The 20,382-nt window shown below is 72.4% G+C and carries 18 protein-coding genes; 12 read left to right on the forward strand and 6 right to left on the reverse strand.

Annotation, left to right across the window (positions count from 1 at the left end):
* The first annotated feature begins 67 nt into the window (after positions 1-67).
* From EV371_RS22180 to EV371_RS22205, 6 genes are all read left to right on the forward strand, one after another.
* Positions 68-1,195, forward strand: a complete 1,128-nt coding sequence (locus EV371_RS22180) for a DegT/DnrJ/EryC1/StrS aminotransferase family protein (RefSeq protein WP_130463758.1) — start codon at positions 68-70, stop codon at positions 1,193-1,195.
* 123 nt (positions 1,196-1,318) lie between these two features.
* On the forward strand, positions 1,319-1,948 hold the full coding sequence (locus EV371_RS22185) for an O-methyltransferase (protein ID WP_130463759.1): 630 nt from the start codon (positions 1,319-1,321) through the stop codon (positions 1,946-1,948).
* 126 nt (positions 1,949-2,074) lie between these two features.
* On the forward strand, positions 2,075-2,551 hold the full coding sequence (locus EV371_RS22190) for a hypothetical protein (RefSeq protein WP_130463760.1): 477 nt from the start codon (positions 2,075-2,077) through the stop codon (positions 2,549-2,551).
* Entirely contained in the window at positions 2,544-3,950 is a 1,407-nt protein-coding gene (locus EV371_RS22195; RefSeq protein WP_130463761.1) for a hypothetical protein, read from the forward strand. The genes EV371_RS22190 and EV371_RS22195 overlap by 8 nt, the downstream gene beginning before the upstream one ends.
* 26 nt (positions 3,951-3,976) lie before the next feature.
* A complete protein-coding gene (locus EV371_RS22200) occupies positions 3,977-5,230 on the forward strand; it encodes a S8 family serine peptidase (RefSeq protein WP_486484958.1) in 1,254 nt (417 codons plus the stop codon).
* A gap of 90 nt (positions 5,231-5,320) precedes the next feature.
* Positions 5,321-5,782, forward strand: coding sequence for a hypothetical protein (locus EV371_RS22205; protein ID WP_130463762.1), 462 nt, complete (start codon positions 5,321-5,323; stop codon positions 5,780-5,782).
* Positions 5,783-5,865: 83 nt separating this feature from the next.
* Here the strand turns inward: EV371_RS22205 and pgm are convergent, their stop codons facing one another.
* The 3 genes from pgm to EV371_RS22220 form a co-directional block, all read right to left on the reverse strand.
* On the reverse strand, positions 5,866-7,512 hold the full coding sequence (pgm, locus tag EV371_RS22210) for a phosphoglucomutase (alpha-D-glucose-1,6-bisphosphate-dependent) (protein ID WP_130463763.1): 1,647 nt from the start codon (positions 7,510-7,512) through the stop codon (positions 5,866-5,868).
* A gap of 87 nt (positions 7,513-7,599) precedes the next feature.
* The gene (gene glgC / locus EV371_RS22215; protein ID WP_130463764.1) at positions 7,600-8,832 is read right to left on the reverse strand and encodes a glucose-1-phosphate adenylyltransferase; all 1,233 of its coding nucleotides are present in this window, start codon (positions 8,830-8,832) and stop codon (positions 7,600-7,602) included.
* A gap of 116 nt (positions 8,833-8,948) precedes the next feature.
* Positions 8,949-9,839 (reverse strand): LysR family transcriptional regulator ArgP, encoded by an 891-nt coding sequence (locus EV371_RS22220; RefSeq protein WP_130463765.1) that lies wholly within the window; start codon positions 9,837-9,839, stop codon positions 8,949-8,951.
* A 104-nt stretch (positions 9,840-9,943) separates the two neighbouring features.
* Between EV371_RS22220 and EV371_RS22225 the strand changes: the two genes are divergently transcribed.
* Positions 9,944-10,552: a LysE family transporter gene (locus EV371_RS22225; RefSeq protein WP_130466122.1), complete on the forward strand. Its 609-nt coding sequence runs from the start codon at positions 9,944-9,946 to the stop codon at positions 10,550-10,552.
* A gap of 31 nt (positions 10,553-10,583) precedes the next feature.
* Here the strand turns inward: EV371_RS22225 and EV371_RS22230 are convergent, their stop codons facing one another.
* Positions 10,584-11,204 (reverse strand): dihydrofolate reductase family protein, encoded by a 621-nt coding sequence (locus tag EV371_RS22230; RefSeq protein WP_130463766.1) that lies wholly within the window; start codon positions 11,202-11,204, stop codon positions 10,584-10,586.
* 125 nt (positions 11,205-11,329) lie between these two features.
* Here EV371_RS22230 and EV371_RS22235 point away from each other — a divergent pair, with 125 nt between their 5' ends.
* The 4 genes from EV371_RS22235 to glgB all read left to right on the forward strand — a co-directional run bounded on the left by EV371_RS22235 (position 11,330) and on the right by glgB (position 17,645).
* The gene (locus EV371_RS22235) at positions 11,330-12,049 is read left to right on the forward strand and encodes a winged helix-turn-helix transcriptional regulator (protein ID WP_130463767.1); all 720 of its coding nucleotides are present in this window, start codon (positions 11,330-11,332) and stop codon (positions 12,047-12,049) included.
* Positions 12,050-12,082: 33 nt separating this feature from the next.
* Positions 12,083-13,309 (forward strand): alpha-maltose-1-phosphate synthase, encoded by a 1,227-nt coding sequence (gene glgA / locus EV371_RS22240; RefSeq protein WP_486484746.1) that lies wholly within the window; start codon positions 12,083-12,085, stop codon positions 13,307-13,309.
* A gap of 143 nt (positions 13,310-13,452) precedes the next feature.
* On the forward strand, positions 13,453-15,501 hold the full coding sequence (locus EV371_RS22245) for an alpha-1,4-glucan--maltose-1-phosphate maltosyltransferase (RefSeq protein ID WP_130463768.1): 2,049 nt from the start codon (positions 13,453-13,455) through the stop codon (positions 15,499-15,501).
* Entirely contained in the window at positions 15,489-17,645 is a 2,157-nt protein-coding gene (glgB, locus tag EV371_RS22250; protein ID WP_130463769.1) for a 1,4-alpha-glucan branching protein GlgB, read from the forward strand. The genes EV371_RS22245 and glgB overlap by 13 nt, the downstream gene beginning before the upstream one ends.
* 208 nt (positions 17,646-17,853) lie before the next feature.
* Here the strand turns inward: glgB and EV371_RS22255 are convergent, their stop codons facing one another.
* Positions 17,854-18,459 carry a hypothetical protein gene (locus EV371_RS22255; protein WP_130463770.1) on the reverse strand — a complete coding sequence of 202 codons (606 nt, stop codon included), beginning with the start codon at positions 18,457-18,459 and terminating at the stop codon, positions 17,854-17,856.
* 204 nt (positions 18,460-18,663) lie between these two features.
* Between EV371_RS22255 and EV371_RS22260 the strand changes: the two genes are divergently transcribed.
* Positions 18,664-19,185, forward strand: coding sequence for a hypothetical protein (locus tag EV371_RS22260; RefSeq protein ID WP_130463771.1), 522 nt, complete (start codon positions 18,664-18,666; stop codon positions 19,183-19,185).
* Positions 19,186-19,397: 212 nt separating this feature from the next.
* On the opposite strand, the gene EV371_RS22265 is transcribed toward EV371_RS22260, so the two are convergent.
* Positions 19,398-20,267 (reverse strand): PhzF family phenazine biosynthesis isomerase, encoded by an 870-nt coding sequence (locus tag EV371_RS22265; RefSeq protein WP_130463772.1) that lies wholly within the window; start codon positions 20,265-20,267, stop codon positions 19,398-19,400.
* Positions 20,268-20,382: the final 115 nt, after the last annotated feature.

Consider the following 20,382-nt stretch of genomic DNA (forward strand, 5'->3'; position numbering starts at 1 on the left):
TCCGCCCCGGCACTCTCGCCGGCCGGCGCGGGTAGCGGCCCGCCATCCGTACCGAACAGGAGCCCGCATGTCTCGAATTCCCCTGGTCGACCTGGCCGCCTCGTACGACCGGCACCGGCACGCGATCGAGCCGGCCGTCCGGACCGTGCTGGCAGAGACCCGGTTCATCCTCGGACGGGAGGTCGGTGAGTTCGAGGCGGCGTTCGCCGAGTTCTGCGGCACCCGGCACGCCGTCGGCCTCTCCTCCGGCACCGCGGCGATCCATCTGAGCCTCGCCGCGCTCGGCGTCGGACCCGGTGACGAGGTGGCGGTGCCGGCGCACACCTTCGTCGCCACGGCGGAGCCGGTGACCTGGCTCGGCGCCCGGCCACGCTTCGTGGACGTCGACCCCGCGACCGGCGGCATGGATCCCGACGGGCTCAAGGCGGTCATCGACCGGGTGCGGGCCGTCGTCCCCGTCCACCTGTACGGGCTCCCCGTCGACCTCGATGCGATCGGTGCGCTCGCCCGGGACGCCGGGGTGCCGTTGATCGAGGACGCCGCCCAGGCTCACGGGGCCGAGTTCGTCCACGACGACGGATCGGTGGTCCGCGCCGGGGCGTACGGCCGGATCGGCTGCTTCTCCTTCTATCCCGGCAAGAACCTGGGGGCGTTCGGCGACGCCGGAGCGGTCACCACCTCGGATCCGACCCTCGCCGACACGATCCGACGCCTCTCCGACCACGGCCGCGTCAGCAAGTACGAGCACCTCACCGTCGGCTACGCGGCACGTCTGGACACGCTCCAGGCAGCCGTACTCGGGGCGAAGCTGCGCACGCTGCGGGAGGACAACCAGCGGCGGCGCGACCTCGCGGCCGGGTACCGGTCCCGGCTGTGCGGGGTGGGTGACCTGGTCCTGCCGGCGGAGCCGGCGAACCGGCGCAGCGTCTACCACCTCTTCGTACTCCGCACCCGGCACCGTGACGGGTTGCTGGCGCACCTTCGGGACGCGGGCATCGGCGCCGGGGTGCACTACCCGATCCCGTTGCACCTGCAGCCCGCGTACGCCTCGCTCGGTCACCGACCCGGCGACCTGCCGGCGACCGAGGCGTGGTCCCGGGAGTGCCTCTCGCTGCCGATCTACCCCGAACTTCCCGACGAGCACCTGGAGACCGTGGCGGCCGAGGTCCGCCGCTACTTCGAGACCGCCGGCTGACCCGGCCGGTGCGGCACACCGCTGCCCGTCGGGCGAGACCAATGCTCCGTTCGCTCGTTGAGCCATACGTTCCGACGTCCGCCGGGGCGTCGGAGAAGTCAGCCAGGACAGCTAGGAGGGGCGGTGCGCACGATCCGGCACTGGACACCGCGCTACGTGGTCGGTCGCGCCCGCAGCGAGTTCTACCGGCGGACCCACCCGGGCATTCCCTGGCTCACGCCCCGGGCCGTCGAGACCCTGGACAGGATGCTCGTCCCGACCGACCATGGCCTGGAGTTCGGCTCAGGTTCGAGTACGGTCTGGTTCGCCCGCCGGGTCAGCCATCTGATCAGCGTGGAACACGACGCGGCGTGGCACGACAAGGTCTCACTCGAACTCAAGAAGCACTCGCTGACCAACGTCGACTACCGGTTCGCCCCGCTCGACGTGCCGCCGGAACTCGGCGATCAGAGCGAGTACGCCCGGGTGCTGCTCGAACTCCCCGACGGCTGTCTCGACTTCGTCCTCGTGGACGGCAGGTACCGGGACCACTGCGCATGGTTCGCGTTGTCGAAGCTCGCCTCGGGCGGACTGCTGATCATCGACAACGTGAATCGGTATCTCCCCTGCGACTCGCACGCGCCCGCCTCCCGCCCGCACGGAGCCGGACCCGACGGGCGGGTCTGGACCACTGTGCACCGGAGCATCCGCGGGTGGCGCACCATCTGGACGACGGACGACGTGGCGGACACCGCCATCTTCGTGAAGCCCTAGCCCTGGTGCGGACGCATCGTCCACTTCGGCATCGTCGCCGGCCGATTTGACAACGTCCTCCCCGTCGCGCCTCGACTACAATGAGCCGCGACCACGTCACCCAGCCATCCACGGGGAGGGGTAACGATGAGCCTGGCTGGTCCGCCGGTCGGCGCGGCGGCCCGCGCGATCGGGGCGGCAGCGGCAGCAATCATCGGCCAGATCAACGTCGAGATCGACGGTCTGGCGAGCGTTGCGGCGACGATACGCGAGGAACTCAAGGAGGGCTACCGCACCCAGGTCCCGCCGGTGCACGACGCCATGCAACAGGGCGCCACCATCGGCGACCGGCTGGAGGGTGACGACTGGCTGCACCTGCAGGACCGCTACGACGAGTGCATCCGCAAGAGCCTGGCGGCACTCGTCAACCTGGACAAGGGGACCCAGGCGATGGCCCGGGCGGCGGAGCAGATCGCCGCCAACTACCGCGGTTCAGACGCGTTCGCCCAGGCAACCGTGAGCGACGTGCACGAGGTCCTGCCGCCGACCGAGCAGACCCGGCCGGGATCCGGCGGGAACCCGACCGGACCCACCCTCGGGACGGGAGGCGACGGCAATGGCTGAGGCGTACATCCCGCACCTGTGGCGGCTGGTCGAGGCGGCGCGGCAGAGGCTCCAGCCGAGCCGGGAGCAGGTGGCGGCCTGGGAGCGGGCGTCCGGCATGCTGAACGGACACGCCGCCAGGTTGCAGAACTGCCGTAACCAGCTCGCCGCGCTGTGGCCGCCGGAGCAGAACGAAGCCTCCGCGGCGTACATGGTCGAACTGGACAGGCTGATCGAGGCGAGCCGGCAGACCTCGACCGCGGCCCAGAACAACGCCACGCACATCGGGCACGTGGCGGACGCCATCGAGCAGGCGCGGACCAAGCTGGAGCCGATCTACCGGGAATACCTGGAGAACCAGCAGAAGCTGGCCGACTACCAGCGGCAGGTGGAGCTGGCCGGCGACATCGGCGGGACGGCGGGCGGAGCCGCCGCTTCGCGCTTCGGGCTGACCGCCCTGGGGCAGAAGGCCGGGGACTTCCTCGGCGAGGGCGCGATGAAGGTGCTCACCGACCCGCCGGTCAGCGACGCCCAGCAGGCGGCGCTGGTCGCCCGGGCCCGCGCGGTGCAGTCGGAGCTGGACGGCGCGGCGCGGGACGGCGGAGGCCGGATCCAACCGCCACCGGAGTACCTCCCCCCGCCCCTGCCGACCGACGACAACGCGCGGGAGTTCGGCGACGACCCGGACGGAACGGTCCGACCACCCGTCGTCCCGCCGCCGCCGCGCCGCAGGGCCGAGGAGGATTCCCGCCCCGGCTTCGTCGAGGGGACTCCACCGCCGACCCTGCACACCGAGCTGACCCCGGAGCCGGTCACCCCGCCCGGCTATCCGGTGGACGACGGCCCGAGCCTGACCGGTGTCGCCCCGCCGGTCACCGTGCCGCCGCCACCCGTGACCCCGGTTCCACCCGGACCACCGGTCGGTACGCCGGCCCCGGTGCCGCCGGTCGTCCCGCCGACCATCGGTGTGCCGCCGGGCCCCGGTGGAAGGCCGAGCCCGGGTCCGGGGCTCGGCGGTGTACCGCGCGGTGGCTCCGGGCCGGTCAGGGTCGGCCCGCTCGGGTCCGGGCCGACCGCCGTACCACCGGGCGGCGTGATCGGTGCCCGGCCCGGCGGTCCCGGGGTGCCACCCGGTGCCGTCGGCGCGGCCCGTTCGGGCGGCGTACCGCGGGGAGTGAACCCGGTCGGCGGCGTCATCGGGTCGCAGGGGGGCCGGTCCGGCGCGGCCGGTGGGACCGGCGCCCGGCCCGGGGCGGCCGGCGGCGCGCGCGGCCGTGGCGACCAGGACGAGCCCGAGCGGCGGCACTGGGATCCCGACAATCCGTGGGAGGTGGAGCAGGGCGTCGCCCCGGAGATCGAGCCAAACCGGGAGGTCAGCCGACACGAGCCCGGTGCCCCGACGCTCGGGAAGGACCGGTGAGCCGAGCCGTCCGGTTCCCCGCACGACTGTCGCGCCTGGGTGCGGCGGCCATCTGCGGTCTGCTCGCGGCACTGGTCGGCGCCCCGCCGGCAGCGGCGGACGCCGCCCGGGACCGGCAGTGGCACCTGCGGGCCCTCGACGTCGCACAGGCGCACCGGATCACCGAGGGTGCCGGGGTGGTGGTGGCGGTGCTCGACACCGGGGTACGGGCGGACCACAGGGACCTGACCGGCAACGTCCTGCCGGGCATCGACGTGACCGGCGGTGACACCGACGGTCGGCAGGACACCGACGGACACGGCACCGCGATGGCGGGACTGATCGCGGGGCACGGACACGGGTCCGGCAATGCCGACGGGGTGCTCGGAATCGCCCCCAAGGCCAAGATCCTGCCGGTCCGCGCCGTGCGAACGAAGTACGGTGCCGGCGCCGACCTGCCCCGGGCGATCCGCGAGGCGGTACGGCTCAAGGCGGGAGTCCTGTCGCTGTCGCTCTCCGGCGGTGCCGGCGAAGATCTGGAGCGGGCGGTCGAGGAGGCGCTCGCCGCCGACGTCGTACTGGTGGCCGCGGCCGGGAACCGCCCGGACGACACCTTCGTCGGCTATCCGGCAGCGTTTCCCGGAGTCCTCGCCGTCGGCGCCACCGGACGGGACGGAAAGCTCGCCCCGGTCAGTGTCACCGGCGACGCCGTCGGGCTGGTCGCCCCGGGGGTGGACATCGCCTCCACCAGTCGGACCGGGGCTTACCGGTCCGCCACCGGGACGAGTGACTCCGCGGCGATCGTGGCCGGGGCCGCCGCACTGGTCCGGGCGAGATATCCGGACCTCTCCGCGGCCGAGGTGGTGCACCGGCTCACCGCGACCGCCACCGATCGGGGCGCTCCCGGACGGGATCCCGAGTACGGCCACGGAGTGCTCGACCTCGTCGACGCGCTGACCGCCGAGGTCGAGCCGGCCGGTGCGCAGCCCAGCCCCGGCACCGGACCGACGGCCACTGCCGACGGGACGTCACCGGCCGTGGCCGTACCCCCGCCGGGCGACGGCCCGACCGGACTCCGGCTCAGCCCCGCCGCGTACGCCATCGGCGGGCTATGCCTGCTGGTGGTCCTGGCCGGTGCCGGCGTACTCGGCTGGTTGCTGGTGCGCGCCCGGCGCCGTCCCCGGACCCACGGCGGGACGCCGGATCCCTATCCGCCGTCGGGTGGATATCCGGGCGGCTATCGCCCGCCTGGGCAGTCGCGCCCACCGGGGATTCCCGGCGGGCCGCCGCACGGCGGATAGCCGGTCGGCAGCGGCGGGGCCACCCTCGGGCGACGGGCTGGCCGGGGCTCGGCCGGCGCCGCCGACCGGGGTGGGCGTACCGTCCTGCAGATGCGACAGGACGGGGCCGGCGACTGGGCGGAGCAGCGACGGCAGGCGATCACCGCCCGGGCACTGGCCGACCGGCGACGTCGGGAGGCGGAGCACGAGGAGGCCCGGCGACTCGTCGCGGCGTTCGTCGCGCAGGCCCGGAAGCGCGGGCTGCGGCAGGCCAGGCTGACCGCGCTCGCCTACAACGGCCGTACCCGATATCGCACCGGCCTCACCGGCTGGTACCTGGACCTGGCCCGGATCCACGCGGTCGACGACGCCGGAAACTACTACCTGCTGATGATGCCGGCCAGCATACGCGCCCGGTTCACCGGTGCGACGCCCCGGCCGCAGCCGCCGAAGCTGATCCTCGGTGAGGGCGGGCCGGACGGGCAGTCGATGCCGCTGGCGGCGCTGTTGCGCAAACGGCTCGACGCCGGTGACGGCTGGCCCGGGACCGGGGCACCGCCGGAGCCGGGCTGACCCCGGCCGACGGAACACCCCTGCCCGGTCCGGCCAGCGCCGAGGCAGACCCGGCAGCAGCCCTCCGGGCGCGACCATCCAGGTCAGCCGGCCTTCAGCACCTCGCTGATCAGCGTCTCCGCCTCCTCCTGGAGCCGGCCGAGGTGCTCCGGCCCCCGGAAGGACTCCGCGTAGATCTTGTAGACGTCCTCCGTACCGGACGGGCGGGCGGCGAACCAGCCGGACTGGGTGACGACCTTCAGCCCGCCGATCGCCGCGCCGTTGCCCGGTGCCTCGGTCAGGGTGGCGGTGATCGGCTCCCCGGCCAGTTCGGTGGCGGTGACCTGGTCCGGGGAGAGTCGCCCGAGCACGGCCTTCTGGTCCCGGTCGGCCGGCGCGTCGATCCGGGCGTAGGCCGGCTCGCCGAACCGGGACACCAGGTCGGCGTAGTGTTCGCTCGGCGTCCGCCCGGTCACCGCGATGATCTCGGCGGCCAGCAGGCAGAGCAGGATGCCGTCCTTGTCGGTGGTCCAGGTCCGGCCGTCGCGGGCCAGGAACGAGGCTCCCGCACTCTCCTCGCCGCCGAACCCGACCGAGCCGTCCAGCAGCCCCGGCACGAACCACTTGAAGCCGACCGGGACCTCCAGCAGTTTCCTGCCCAGGTCGGCGGCGACCCGGTCGATCATGGACGAGGAGACCAGGGTCTTGCCGACCGCGGCGTCGGCGGGCCAGTCGGGCCGGTTGCCGAACAGGTAGGAGATGGCCACCGTCAGGTAGTGGTTCGGGTTCATCAGGCCGCCGTCCGGGGTGACGATGCCGTGCCGGTCGGCGTCGGCGTCGTTACCGGTGGCGACCTGGTAGTCGGCGCGCCGGGCGATCAGCGAGGCCATCGCGTGCGGGGACGAGCAGTCCATTCGGATCTTGCCGTCCCAGTCCAGGGTCATGAACCGCCAGGTCGGGTCCACCAGCGGGTTCACCACGGTCAGGTCCAGGCCGTGCCGGTCGGCGATCTCGCCCCAGTAGGCCACGCTCGCCCCACCGAGTGGGTCCGCGCCGATCCGCACCCCGGCGGCCCGTACCGCCGCGAGGTCGAGCGCCGAGGGCAGGTCGTCGACGTACTCGGCGAGGAAGTCGTACCGCCCGGTGGTGTCGGCGGCCCGCGCCCGGGCGTACGGGATCCGTCTGACCCCGCGCACTCCCTCGGCCAGCAGCGCGTTCGCCCGGTCCTGGATCCACCTGGTCGCGTCGGTGTCGGCCGGGCCGCCGTGCGTCGGGTTGTACTTGAACCCACCGTCCGACGGCGGGTTGTGCGACGGGGTGATCACGATCCCGTCGGCGAGTCCGCTGGAGCGCCCGGTGTTGTGCCGGAGCACGGCGTGCGACAGTGCCGGGGTCGGGGTGTAGCCGTCCCGGCTGTCGACCAGCACCGTCACCTCGTTGGCTGCCAGCACCTCCAGCGCGCTGACCAGGGCCGGCTCGGAGAGCGCGTGCGTGTCGCGGGCCAGGAAGAGCGGCCCGTCGACACCCCGGTCCCGCCGGTATTCACAGGTCGCCTGGGTGATCGCCAGGATGTGCCGCTCGTTGAACGCGGCCCGCAGGCTCGAACCACGGTGCCCCGAGGTGCCGAACGCGACCTGCTGCGCCGGGTCGGCCGGGTCCGGCTGCTCGGCGTAGTACGCGGTGACGAGCCGGGGCACGTCCACCAGGTCCTCGGGCTCGGCAGGCTGGCCGGCGCGGGCGTGGACCGACATGTGACCTCCTTCTGGCACGGGCACGGGCACGGGCACGGGCACGGGCGGGCGGAACCCGTCGGCTCCGCCCGTGCGCTGGCCGACGGGTCAGGGCTCGACGCGTTCTCCCTTGCCGACGACCACGATCCCACGGTCGGAGACCGTGTACCGCTCACGGTCGCGGTCCAGGTCGACGCCGAGTTCCGCGCCCTCCGGCACCACCACGTTCTTGTCGAGGATGGCGTTGCGGACGACGGCGTGCCGGCCGATCTCCACTCCCTCCATCACCACCGAGCCTTCCACGTGGGCCCAGGAGTGCACCCGGACATTCGGCGAGACGACCGAGTTCTCCACCAGCGCGCCGGAGATCACCACGCCCGGGGAGATCATCGAGTCCACCGCCCGACCGACCCGCTCCTCCAGGCCGTGCACGAACTTGGCGGGCGGCCACGGCGGGTGGTCGGTGTAGATCGGCCACTCGTAGTTGTAGAGGTTGAAGACCGGGTGTACGGCGATCAGATCCATGTGCGCCTCGTAGAACGAGTCCAGTGTCCCCACGTCCCGCCAGTACGCCCGGTCCCGGTCGGTGCTGCCCGGCACCTCGTTGTCCCGGAAGTCGTAGACGTTCGCCTCGCCCCGCTCGACCAGCATCGGGATGATGCTGCCGCCCATGTCGTGCTTGCTGGCCCGGTCGGCCGCGTCGGTCTCCACCGCCTCACAGAGGACCCCGGTGGTGAAGACGTAGTTGCCCATCGACGCATAGATCTCGTCGGGGGCGTCCGGCAGGCCCTTCGCGTCGGTCGGCTTCTCGCGGAACGCCTGGATCCGCCGGCCGTCCGCGCCGACCTCGATCACGCCGAACTGGTCGGCGGCGGCGAGCGGCTGGCGGATGCCGGCGACCGTCACCCCGGCACCGGAGGAGATGTGCTGCTCCAGCATCTGCCGGGGGTCCATCCGGTAGATGTGGTCGGCGCCGAACACGATGACGTAGTCCGGCTGCTCGTCGTTGATCAGGTTGAAGCTCTGGTAGATCGCGTCCGCGGAACCGGCGAACCACCACGGTCCACGCCGCTGCTGGGCCGGCACCGGTGTCACGTAGTTGCCGAGCAGGTTCGACATCCGCCAGGTCTTGGTGACGTGCCGGTCCAGCGAGTGCGACTTGTACTGGGTCAGCACGACGATCTTCAGGAACCCGCCATTGGCCAGGTTGGACAGCACAAAATCGATCATGCGGTACATGCCGCCGAACGGGACGGCAGGTTTCGCCCGGTCGGCGGTCAGGGGCATCAGGCGCTTGCCCTCTCCCCCGGCCAGGACGATCGCGAGCACCTTGGCTGACATGTCCCGACCGTAACGGAGCCGGCAGCCCACCGCACGGGGCTCGTCTGCTTCGTTCCGCCAAGATCTTCAACTGCCCGATCCGACCAGCTCCGTGGTTCCGGCCTTCCTGCGGGCCGCTACCGGCCGAGTGCCTCGGCGGCCGCCTCGGCGACCCGGTCGGCCAGTACGCCGAGGAGTCGGGAGTCGAGTCGCCACTGCTGCCAGTAGAGCGGGACCTCGACCACCGCCGCCGGGTCGATCGGCACCAGGCTGCCAGCCGGATAGCGGTCGCTCTGCTGCGGCGGCAGCATCCCCCAGCCGAGCCCGAGCCGGATCGCCTCCGGGAAGTCCCCGGAGGACGGGACGTAGTGGCGGGGCGGGTTCCAGACTCGGCGGGACCGCTGCCTCAGGTAGCGCTCCTGGAGGTCGTCGCGGCGGTCGAAGACCAGCATCGGGGCGCGGGCCAGCGCCTCCGGCGTCGGACCGTCCGGCAGCCAGGTCCGGACGAATTCGGGACTGGCCATCGGGTGGTAGCGCATCCGGCCGAGCGGGCGTACCGCACAGCCCTGCACCGGCCGGGACTGCGAGGTGATCGCCGCCATCGCCGTACCCTGGCGGAGCAGTTCGACGGAGTGGTCCTGGTCCTCGCGGTAGACGTCGACGCAGATCCGCTCGCGGGCGGCCGCCGCCATCGCCGGGAGCACCCAGGTGTTCAGCGAGTCGCCGTTGACCACGATCGGAATCCGGCTGAACTCCGCCAGTTCGGCCGGGTCCTGCCCCAACTCCCGGAGGGTGTCGGTGGCGAGCAGCTCGACCTGGCGGGCCAGCCGGAGCACGACCTGCCCCGAGGGGGTGGGCCGGGCCGGCTTGCCGCGCTCGACCAGCACCCGACCGACGGCGCTCTCCAGCGCCTTCATCCGCTGGCTCACCGCCGAGGGAGTGATGTGCAACCGCCGGGCCGCCGCCTCGAAGGAGCCGTGGTCGACCACTGTGACGAAGGTGCGGAGCTGCTCGAACTGGAGGTCCATGCTAAGCAAGGCTAATGAATCATAAGAAAGATTAGCTGGAGTGGTCCGGCGGACCTGCCTAGGGTCGGTCCGTGATCCTCTCCTCCACCGCCACCCCGACCGGGGTGCTGCCGGTACTCGCCACCGGGTTCGGTGTCGGCCTCTCCCTGATCGTGGCGATCGGCGCCCAGAACGCGTACGTGCTCCGCCAGGGCGTACGCGCCGAGCACGTACTGCCGATCGTGGCGATCTGCGCCGTCTCGGACGCGGTACTCATCCTGGCCGGCATCACCGGGATCGGGGCGGTGGTCGAACGCGCACCGGCAGCACTGACCGTGACCCGCTGGGCCGGTGCCGCCTTCCTGGTCGGCTACGGCCTGCTCGCCGCCCGTCGGGTCTTCCGCACCCAGAGCCTCCAGCCCGGCAACGGTGCCGGCGCCTCGACGCCGCGCACGGCCCTACTCACAATGCTGGCGCTGACCTGGCTCAATCCGCACGTCTACCTGGACACCGTGCTGCTGCTCGGCTCGATCGCCAACACCCACGGTCCGGCCGGCCGGTGGTCGTTCGGCGCCGGAGCCACGCTCGCCAGTACCGCCTGGTTCGCCGCGCTCGGTTACGGCGCCCGACTGCTCGGCCGCGCCCTCGCCCGCCCGGTCGCCTGGCGGATCCTCGACGCGCTGATCGCGGCCACGATGCTCACCATCGGCGTCGCGCTGGTCGTGGCCGGTTGAGCCGGCGCCCGCGCCGGAACCCCCGGCACGGTCAGCGGTCGGGTCGCGCGCTCGGCGGGCCGGAGAGCACGGTCGGGACATACTCGAGCAACTGGAGCCTGCCGTCGAACGTCCGGCTGGCCACCAGGTCGAGGGCGACGTCGGGATAACCGTCGAGAATGCGGTCGCGGCCGGTCTTCCCGGTGATCACCGGGAAGACGACCAACCGGAACCGGTCCACCAGCCCCGCCGTGAGGAGCGACCGGCACAGGCTGATGCTGCCGATGGTGCGCATCGGGCTGGCGCCGTCCCGCTTCATCGCGGCCACCGCCTCGACCGCATCCCCGCTCACCAGCTCGGTGTTCGGCCACGACAGGGGTGCCTGCAAGGTCGACGAGAAGACCACCTTGGGCAGGGCGGCCAGCCCGGTCAGGCTGGCCTCCTCGTCGCTCGGCTGGCCCGGCCGGTCCGCCTCCGCCGCGGCGGCCTCGGCGGACATCCCGGACATCAGCCGGTAGGTGTTCGCTCCCATCAAGACGGTGTACTCGCCTTCGGGCTGCTGGTCGAGCCAGCCGAGATACTCGGGCCCCTCCAGCCCCCACCACCCGGGCCAGCCTTCCGCAGTTCCGTAGCCGTCCAGCGAGACGATGAAGTCCACCAACAGTTCCTGCATCGAGAGTTCCCTCCTTGGGCCGAGGTCGGACCCACCCGGGTCGAGAGGCCCAGCGGGCCGACCAGCTTACTTCACAAACTAAAGCACGCTTGCAAAAGTAAAGTCAACCGGGGTAGCGTTGCGGCATGCGCAGTCGGGAGTACGGCCAGTTCTGCGGTCTGGCACGCGCCGCGGAAGTGCTCGGGCAACGCTGGACGCTTCTGATCCTGCGGGATCTGCTGGTGGGGCCACGTCGCTTCTCCGACCTGGTGACCGGACTACCCGGCATACCGACCAACCTGCTCTCGACCCGGCTGAGAGAACTCGAGGGCGACGGCCTGGTGACCCGAGAGCTGCAGGCCGGGCAGCCTCGTTCGGTCGTTTACCGGGCGACCCCGCGAGCCCGGCAACTGGCCCCCGCCCTCGACGAGCTGGGCCGCTGGGGCGCCGCCACGATGCGCAAGCCGCGTGACGGCGAGGTCGTCACGGACGCCTCCCTGGTGGCCGCACTACGGGCCGCCGCAAACCCCGGCGGGATTCCGTCCACGATCCGGAAGGTCGTCTACGTCGTGCGGTCCGGCACGGCCATTGCACACGTTACCGTGCGCAATGCCTCGATCACGGTCGAGCCGGGTGAATGCCCCGACCCGGATCTGGTCCTCGTCGCCGGCCCGAACTTTCGGGACCTGCTCGCCGGAGAGCTCGAGCCCGACGCAGCGGTGGATGCCGGGGCGGTGGCGCTGCATGGCGACGACAAGCTGCTCGCCGAGTTTGTCGCGGTGTTCCGAGTCCCCTACGCGGATCCCGCCACGAACGGTGACCGCGCCGGCCCGACCACCCCCGGTGATCATCTCGCCGAGGGGTGATAGCCCCGAGTGGGCTGCACTAGGGTGCCGGCTGTGACCGAAACTCTGCCTGGCAACCGGCGGCTCCGGGTGGACCTGCTGACCCGGGAGTATCCCCCGGAGGTGTACGGCGGGGCGGGGGTGCACGTCGAATACCTCGCCCGCGAGCTGAGTTCCCGCGCCGACACCCGGGTGCACTGCTTCGGCGCACCGCGTCAGCCCCCGTACGCCGAGCCTGGTGTCACCGCGTACCCGGAACCCACCGAACTGGCCCACGCGAACGCCGCACTGCGGACCATGGGGGTGGACCTGGCAATGGCGGCCGGTACCGCCGGCGCCGACGTGCTGCACAGCCACACCTGGTACGCCAACCTCGCCGGGCACGTCGCCAAGCTGCTCCACGGGGTGCCGCACGTGGTGACCGTGCACAGTCTGGAGCCGTTGCGACCGTGGAAGGCCGAGCAGCTCGGCGGCGGTTACGCGCTCTCCTCCTGGTGCGAGCGGACCGCGCTGGAGGCCGCCGACGCGGTGATCGCGGTCTCCGCCGGGATGATGCGGGACTTGCTGGCCGCCTATCCGGCCGTCTCTCCTGACCGGGTCCGGGTGGTGCACAACGGTATCGACACCCACCAGTACTCCCCCGACTCCGGCACGGAGGTGCTGGAGCGGCTCGGTGTCGACCCCGAGCGGCCCAGCGTGACCTACGTCGGCCGGATCACCAGGCAGAAGGGGTTGCCGTACCTGCTCCGGGCCGCCCGCCGACTGCCACCGGCCGCCCAGCTCGTGCTGCTGGCCGGTGCCCCGGACACCGCGGAGATCGCCGCCGAGGTGACGGAGCTGGTCGCCGAGCTACGGGCCAGCCGGGAAGGGGTCGTCTGGGTGGCCGAGATGCTGCCCAAGCCCGAGGTGATCCAGATTCTCAGCCACAGCACCGTCTTCGTCTGCCCCTCCGTCTACGAGCCGATGGGCATCGTCAACCTGGAGGCGATGGCCTGCGAGACCGCGGTGGTGGCGACGCGGACCGGCGGCATCCCGGAGGTGGTGGCCGACGGTTCGACCGGCCTGCTGGTGCCGATCGCCCAGGCCTCCGACGGCACCGGTACCCCGCTGGACCCGGAGCGCTTCGTCGCCGACCTGGCCGACGCGATCACCGAACTGCTGGACGATCCGAAACGCGCGGTCGAGCTGGGCCGGGCCGGCCGGCGCCGGGCGGTCGAGCACTTCTCCTGGGACGCCATCGCCGACCGCACCATGGCGGTCTACCGCGAGCTCCTCGCGTGATCCCGAAGAGTCCCGCCGGCCCGGGCCGGCCCGGACGTCACGTTACGCCGCTCATGGCCTCCGCTGCTGGGCAAGGATGGCCGGGGGCGCGGTCGGAACAGCTACGCCGCGCGCCCGTCGATCAGTCACAGTAGGTTGGCAGGGTGAGTGGGCGGATTCCGATCGAGGACGTGACGCCGTCCGTGGCCTGCGGTCGGTACCCGGCCAAGGCGGTGGTGGGCGAGCTGGTGCCGGTGAGCGCCCGGTCGTACCGGGAGGGGCACGCGGCGATGGGCTGCCAGGTCTCCTGGCGGGGTCCGGATGGCGCCGAGCGTCCGGTGGTCCGGATGCGTCCCGGCCCGCACTTCGACGACCGGTGGCACGCCGGCATCCGGCCGGACGCGGTGGGCGACTGGAGCTTCACCGTGCAGGCGTTCGAGGATCCGTACCTGACCTGGCGGGATGCGGTCGTCAAGAAGCTGGACGCCGGGCAGGGGGCGGCCGAACTCGGCAACGATCTGGCCGAGGGCGCCGAGCTGATGGAGCGGGCCGCCGACGGCGTACCCGGGGAGGAGCGAAACCGGGTCCGGGAGGCCGCCGCCGCGCTGCGCGACGAGGACCGGCCACTGCCGGAGCGGGTCTCCCCGGCGCTGGACCTGGCCGACCTGCTCTGGGCGCATCCGGTCCGGACGCTGCTGACCAGCGCGCCGGCCCGGTCGATCTGGGTGGACCGGCCGAGGGCACTCTTCTCCGCCTGGTACGAGTTCTTTCCGCGCTCGGAGGGCGCGGTGCTGGCCGGCGACGGGAAACCGGTCCGCTCCGGCACCTTCCGCAGCGCCGCCGAACGGCTGCCCGGGGTCGCCGCGATGGGCTTCGACGTGCTCTACCTGCCGCCGATCCATCCGATCGGCCGGATCAACCGGAAGGGCCGGAACAACACCCTGATCGCCGAGGCGGACGACGTCGGTTCGCCGTGGGCGATCGGCGCCGCCGAGGGCGGGCACGACGCCATCCACCCCGACCTTGGCACGCTGGACGACTTCCGGGCGTTCGTCGCCGCCGCCGGTCAGGCCGGTCTGGAGGTGGCGATGGACCTGGCGCTGCAGGCCGCGCCGGACCACCCGTGGGTGTCCGATCATCCGGAGTGGTTCACCACCCGGGCGGACGGCTCGATCGCGTACGCGGAGAATCCGCCGAAGAAATACCAGGACATCTATCCGGTCAACTTCGACAACGATCCGGAGGGGATCCGGGCCGAGGTGCTGCGGGTGGTGCTGCACTGGGTGGCGCAGGGCATCCGGATCTTCCGGGTGGACAACCCGCACACCAAGCCGTTCGACTTCTGGCACTGGCTGATCTGGGAGGTCAAACGGCACCACCCGGACGTGCTCTTCCTGGCCGAGGCGTTCACCCGACCGGCGGTGATGCACGGACTCGGCAAGATCGGCTTCACCCAGTCGTACACCTACTTCGCCTGGCGGACCAGCAGCACCGAGCTGCGGGAGTACTGCGCCGAGCTGGTCGCCGCCGCCGACCACATGCGACCGAACTTCTGGCCGAACACCCCGGACATCCTGCCCGAGCACCTCCAGCACGGCGGGCCGCCGATGTTCCGGATCCGCGCGGTGCTGGCCAGCCTGCTCTCCCCCTCCTGGGGGATCTACGCTGGCTACGAACTCTTCGAGCACGTGGCCCGGCCGGGCGCCGAGGAGTACCTGGACAACGAGAAGTTCGAGCTGCGTCCCCGGGACTGGGCGGCGGCCGATGCGCAGGGCCGCTCGCTGGCTCCGTTCCTGGCACAGCTCAACCGGATCCGGCGGGACAACCCCGCCCTGCACTGGCTACGCAACCTGGTCTTCCACGAGATCGACAACCCGACGCTGCTCTGCTGGTCCAAACGGGACGACCGGAGCGGCAACACTGTGCTGGTGGTCTGCGCCGTCGACCCCGGACAGGTGCAGTGGGGCAACACCGTACTGGACATGCCGGCGCTCGGCTTCGACTGGCACGACCGGTTCACCGTGCACGACGAGCTGACCGGTACCCGGTACGACTGGGGACAGCACAACACCGTACGCCTCGACCCGGCCCTCTCCCCCGCGCACGTCTTCACCGTGCACCGGCACGGCGGCCGGCCGGACGACGCGCCCGGGACCGGAGCCGACCTGAGCGGCAGCCCCGGCGGGGCGGAGGGACCGGGATGGACGAGCTGATCGCCGGTGCGGTGCACGACCCGCACGCCCTGCTCGGTGCCCATCCCGACGGTGACCGGACGGTGATCCGTACCCTGCGTCGGGGTGCCGGCAGGGTCGATCTGCTGCTCGGCGGGGAACAGCGGCCGATGCGCCGGGTACACGACGAGGGAATCTTCGAGGTGACGGTCCCCGGCACGGTGCTCGACTACCGGGTGGCGGTGGACGGCGGCGAGCCGCGCGACGACCCGTACCGCTTCCCGCCGAGCGTCGGGGAACTCGACCTGCACCTGATCGCCGAGGGCCGGCACGAACGGCTCTGGACGGCGCTCGGCGCCCGACCGACCGAGGGCGGCGGCCCGGCACCGGCCGGCGGCGACGGGGAACCACCCGCCGACGGCGGCGGGGTGTCGTTCACGGTCTGGGCGCCGAACGCCCAGGGTGTCCGGGTGGTCGGCGACTTCACCGGCTGGGATGCGCACCAGGGATGGCCGATGCGGTCGCTGGGCCGCAGCGGGGTGTGGGAGATCTTCGTCCCGGAGGCGGCGGCCGGGCATCGGTACAAGTACCGGATCCTGTCCCGGGACGGGCAGTGGCGGGACAAGGCGGATCCGCTGGCCCGGCGTACCGAGGTGCCACCGCGCACCGCCTCCGTGGTGGACGGGTCCGGCTACGAGTGGTCCGACGCCGACTGGCTGGCCCGACGGGCCCGACGGCAGCCGCACCAGGAGCCGATCAGCGTCTACGAGGTGCACCTCGGCTCGTGGCGGCCGGGTCTGTCCTATCGGGAACTGGCCGACCAGCTCACCGCGTACGTGCTCGACCTGGGCTTCACGCACGTGGAGTTCCTGCCAGTGATGGAGCACCCGTTCGGCGGATCCTGGGGCTACCAGGTGACCGGCTACTACGCCCCGACCGCGCGCTTCGGCGACCCGGACGACTTCCGCCACCTGGTGGACCGGCTGCACGCCGCCGGCATCGGGGTCCTGCTGGACTGGGTACCGGCGCACTTCCCCCGCGACGACTGGGCGCTGGCCCGGTTCGACGGCACCCCGCTCTACGAGCATCCCGACCCGCGCCGTGGCGAGCATCCGGACTGGGGCACGTACGTCTTCGACTACGGCCGCCCCGAGGTCCGCAACTTTCTGGTGGCCAACGCCCTCTACTGGTTCGAGGAGTTCCATGTGGACGGCCTGCGGGTGGACGCGGTCGCCTCGATGCTCTACCTGGACTACTCCCGCTCCGACGGCGAGTGGCTGCCGAACGAGCACGGCGGCCGGGAGAACCTGGCGGCGATCGCGCTGCTCCAGGAGGTCAACGCGACCGTCTACCGGAAGCATCCGGGGGTGCTGATGGTGGCCGAGGAGTCGACGGCCTGGCCGGGGGTGACCCGGGCGACCGACTCCGGCGGGCTGGGCTTCGGTTTCAAGTGGAACATGGGCTGGATGCACGACACCCTGGGCTACCTCGGCCGGGACCCGATCCACCGCCAGCACCACCACGACGAGCTGACCTTCTCCCTGGTGTACGCCTGGAGCGAGAACTACCTGCTGCCGATCAGCCACGACGAGGTGGTGCACGGCAAGGGGTCGCTGCTCGGCAAGATGCCCGGCGACCAGTGGCGCAGGCTGGCCGGGGTACGCGCGCTGCTGGCGTACATGTGGGCGCACCCGGGCAAGCAACTGCTCTTCATGGGCTGCGAACTCGGCGACGACCGGGAGTGGAGCGAGACCCGCGGGCTGGACTGGCACCTGGTCGACGATGCCGGCCGGGCCGGCGTGCAGCGGCTGCTGCGGGACCTGAACCGCGGCTACCGGGACAATTCCGCGCTCTGGTCCCAGGACACGGTGCCGGCCGGCTTCCGGTGGATCGTCCCGGACGACTCCGCCGGCAACACGCTGGCCTTCACCCGGATCGCCGCCGACGGTTCGTTGCTGGTCTGCGTGGCGAACTTCGCCGCGCTGCCGCACGAGGGTTACCGGATCGGGCTGCCGGTGGCCGGGCGCTGGTCCGAGATCCTGAACACCGACGCGGACTGCTACGGCGGTTCCGGGGTGGGCAACCTCGGCGCGGTCACCGCCGAGGACCAGCCGTGGCACGGGCTGCCCGCCTCGGCGGCGCTGCGGGTGCCGCCGCTCGGCGTGCTCTGGCTCCGCCCGGGCTGAGCGCCGGCCGGCCGGCACGACCGGCCCCGACACGGTGCTGCGGGGTCGCGGCGTGTTCCCGGGTGGTGGTCGTGAACACAGGGTCGGACCTGGAGCTTGGTTGAGGTCAACTCGGAACGGGCGGAGTACGGGCTCCGCGCCGTCCAGCGCCGCCCGATGTCCCGCCGGTGCGTCGGTGCAACCGTCCGGTCGCACCGACGCACCGGGCTCACTCGGGGAGTGCGAACCGGCTCCAGGAGAGACCGTCCTCGGTGATCAGGGCGTGGTCCGGGCCGACCGCCGACATGTCGTCCCGGCCGTAGAGCCACGCGTGACCGGGAGCGACCCCGACCGATCCTTCCTTCCCGCCGGGCCCGTGCTGGTTGGAGAAGTGCCGCCCCCGGTCCCGGCTCACCCACAGGGACGAGGTGAGCACCGATGCCAGGGCGCCGGACTCGGCGACCAGTAGTGAGCCGTCCGAGCCGATGGTGAACAGCCTGTTCGCCGGCGACGCCGGCAGATCAGTTCCGGCGTCCTGCCAGGTCACTCCACCGTCCGTGGTTTGCAGCAGTTGGGACGGGCCGTCGCGCTCCATCGGCTGGGCGCCGGGCGGCGGTGGGGGCTCGATCAGCAGGTACGCCTCCCGCTTGCTGACCCCGGCCACGGCGACCGGCCAGAGATTTCCGCGTCGAGCGGTGGCGGCCGACACCGGGTCCGGCACACCGCCGACCGGCCGCGGCCGGACCGCACCGGGCTCCGGGGACCGAGCCACGCCGCGACCGTGCCGGCGCCGGCCGCGTACCCGCTCGTCCCGGGCTGCCGGATGCGGCAACATCCGGCGCAGCTCCTGGAGATAGCAGATAGACGTGTGACAATGGCTTTCGATGGCTGGCCGGGCTGAGATTTCGTCCCGACCGGCGGCCGGCAGGTCCCGCCCACCCGCGTGCGGGCCTCCAGCCGCCGGGCACCCGCGCCCGCTCCGCCATCGTCGAGACAGGCACCGCCACCCGCACAGTCCGTCCAGTCAGGAGGAATCGCCATGCCGCGACCGATCCGCCGGTCGGCGGTCTTGCTCGCCGCCGCCCTGCTCACCCTCACCACCCTGGCCAGCCCCGCCCGGGCCGGCACCGACGCCGACCTCGCCCCGCAGCCGTTCGCCGCCGACAGCGGCGACAGCTGTCGGTACGGGGTCGCCGAGGGAACCCTCGAATTCCTTCCGATCTCCGCACCTCCCGGGCTCGGCTCGGTGACCGTCACCGGCACCATCGCCGACCGCCCCTACGAGCGCGATCCCGGCCCGGTCTGCCGGGACGACGGGCTGTTCAGCTTCGCCACCTTCTACGCCTACGGCAGCGGCCGCCTCATCACGGAGGCCGCCGCGAGGGTGGAGAACGACATCACGAAGTACAGCTTCCAACTCGGCCCTCGGGAGCCGTCGATCGGTGTGGACACCCTCGTCGTCCAGGTCTGCCGGGCCGCCACGGCGAACGCACCGACCCCGCTGCCGATTCCGGCCGGATACTGCGGGACGCCCCAGATCTATTCGCTGCACTGGAGCTGACCAGCCGGTGACGACCGCCCCGGGGCGCCGTCCGGCTGGTCCGCGACGCCCCCCGGGGTGGCCGTCGGGCACGCGGACCGGCGGGCGGCTCTCGGCGGCTGGCCGTGGACTCTCCGGCACCGCCAGCCGCACTGGACTCCGGCGCCGCCGGCCGCCCTGGGCTCCGGCACCGCCAGCCGCTCTGGACTCCGGCGCCGCCGGCCGCCCGGAAACTACCCGAGCGGCTCCGGCAGTGTGACGGTGCCGTCGAGGTAGCGGCGGTAACCGCCGCGCAGGCGTACCCGGTCGCCGTCGACCACGCAGTGCACCGCCCCGCCCCGGGCGGAGAGCTGCCGGGCGCTCAGCGTCGTCCGGCCGAGCCGCTCCGCCCAGTACGGCGCGATCTGGCTGTGCGCGGAACCGGTCACCGGGTCCTCGAAGGCGCCCGCCTCGGCCCCGAACCACCGGCTGACGAAGTCGACGCCTCCGGCGCCGCTGGTGCCATCGGCGGCTGTCGGGGCGGTGACGATCGCGCCGCGCACCGGTAGCCGGGCCAGCGTGGTGAAGTCCGCCGTGACGGCCCGGACCTCGGCGGCACTGCGGAGCACGTAGACCAGGTCGGTGTCCTGGAAGCAGTGCTCCGGCTCGATGCCGAGTGCGGCCACGGCGGCGGCGCTGACCTCGTCACCGTCCGGTACGGTCCCCAGCCGTCCGGCCGGGAAGTCCAGCTCCAGTTCGCCTTTCCGGCCGGACCGGCTCACCGGCAGCCAGCCACTGCGGGTCCAGAAGAGCAGGCGCGACGCGTCCGGATGCACGTCGTCGAAGAGCTGCCCGGCGGTGGCCAGGGTGGCGTGCCCGCAGAGGTCCACTTCGACCGCCGGAGTGAACCAGCGCAGGTGGTAGGCGGGGTCGGCACCCGGCGGCGGGGTGGCGTCGGTCGGCAGTTCCGCGGTGTAGAAGGCGGTCTCCGAGAGGTTGTTCTCCTCGGCGAGGGCCTGCAGGACGGGGTCCGGCAGCCAGCCGGGCAGGGGCATCACCGCCGCCGGGTTACCGGTGAACACCCGGTCGGCGAAAGCATCGATCTGGATCAAGCGGAGTCGCATCGCCCCTGTCTACCAGCACCGCATCGGGGTCGTCGGGACCGGTGGCCGGCCCGGGGCGGGCTCGGGCCGATAGGGTCGTCCGGACCCTCCCCGGGTTGGGTAGACTCTAGTTATA

The organism is Plantactinospora sp. CNZ321 (genome assembly GCF_004217235.1).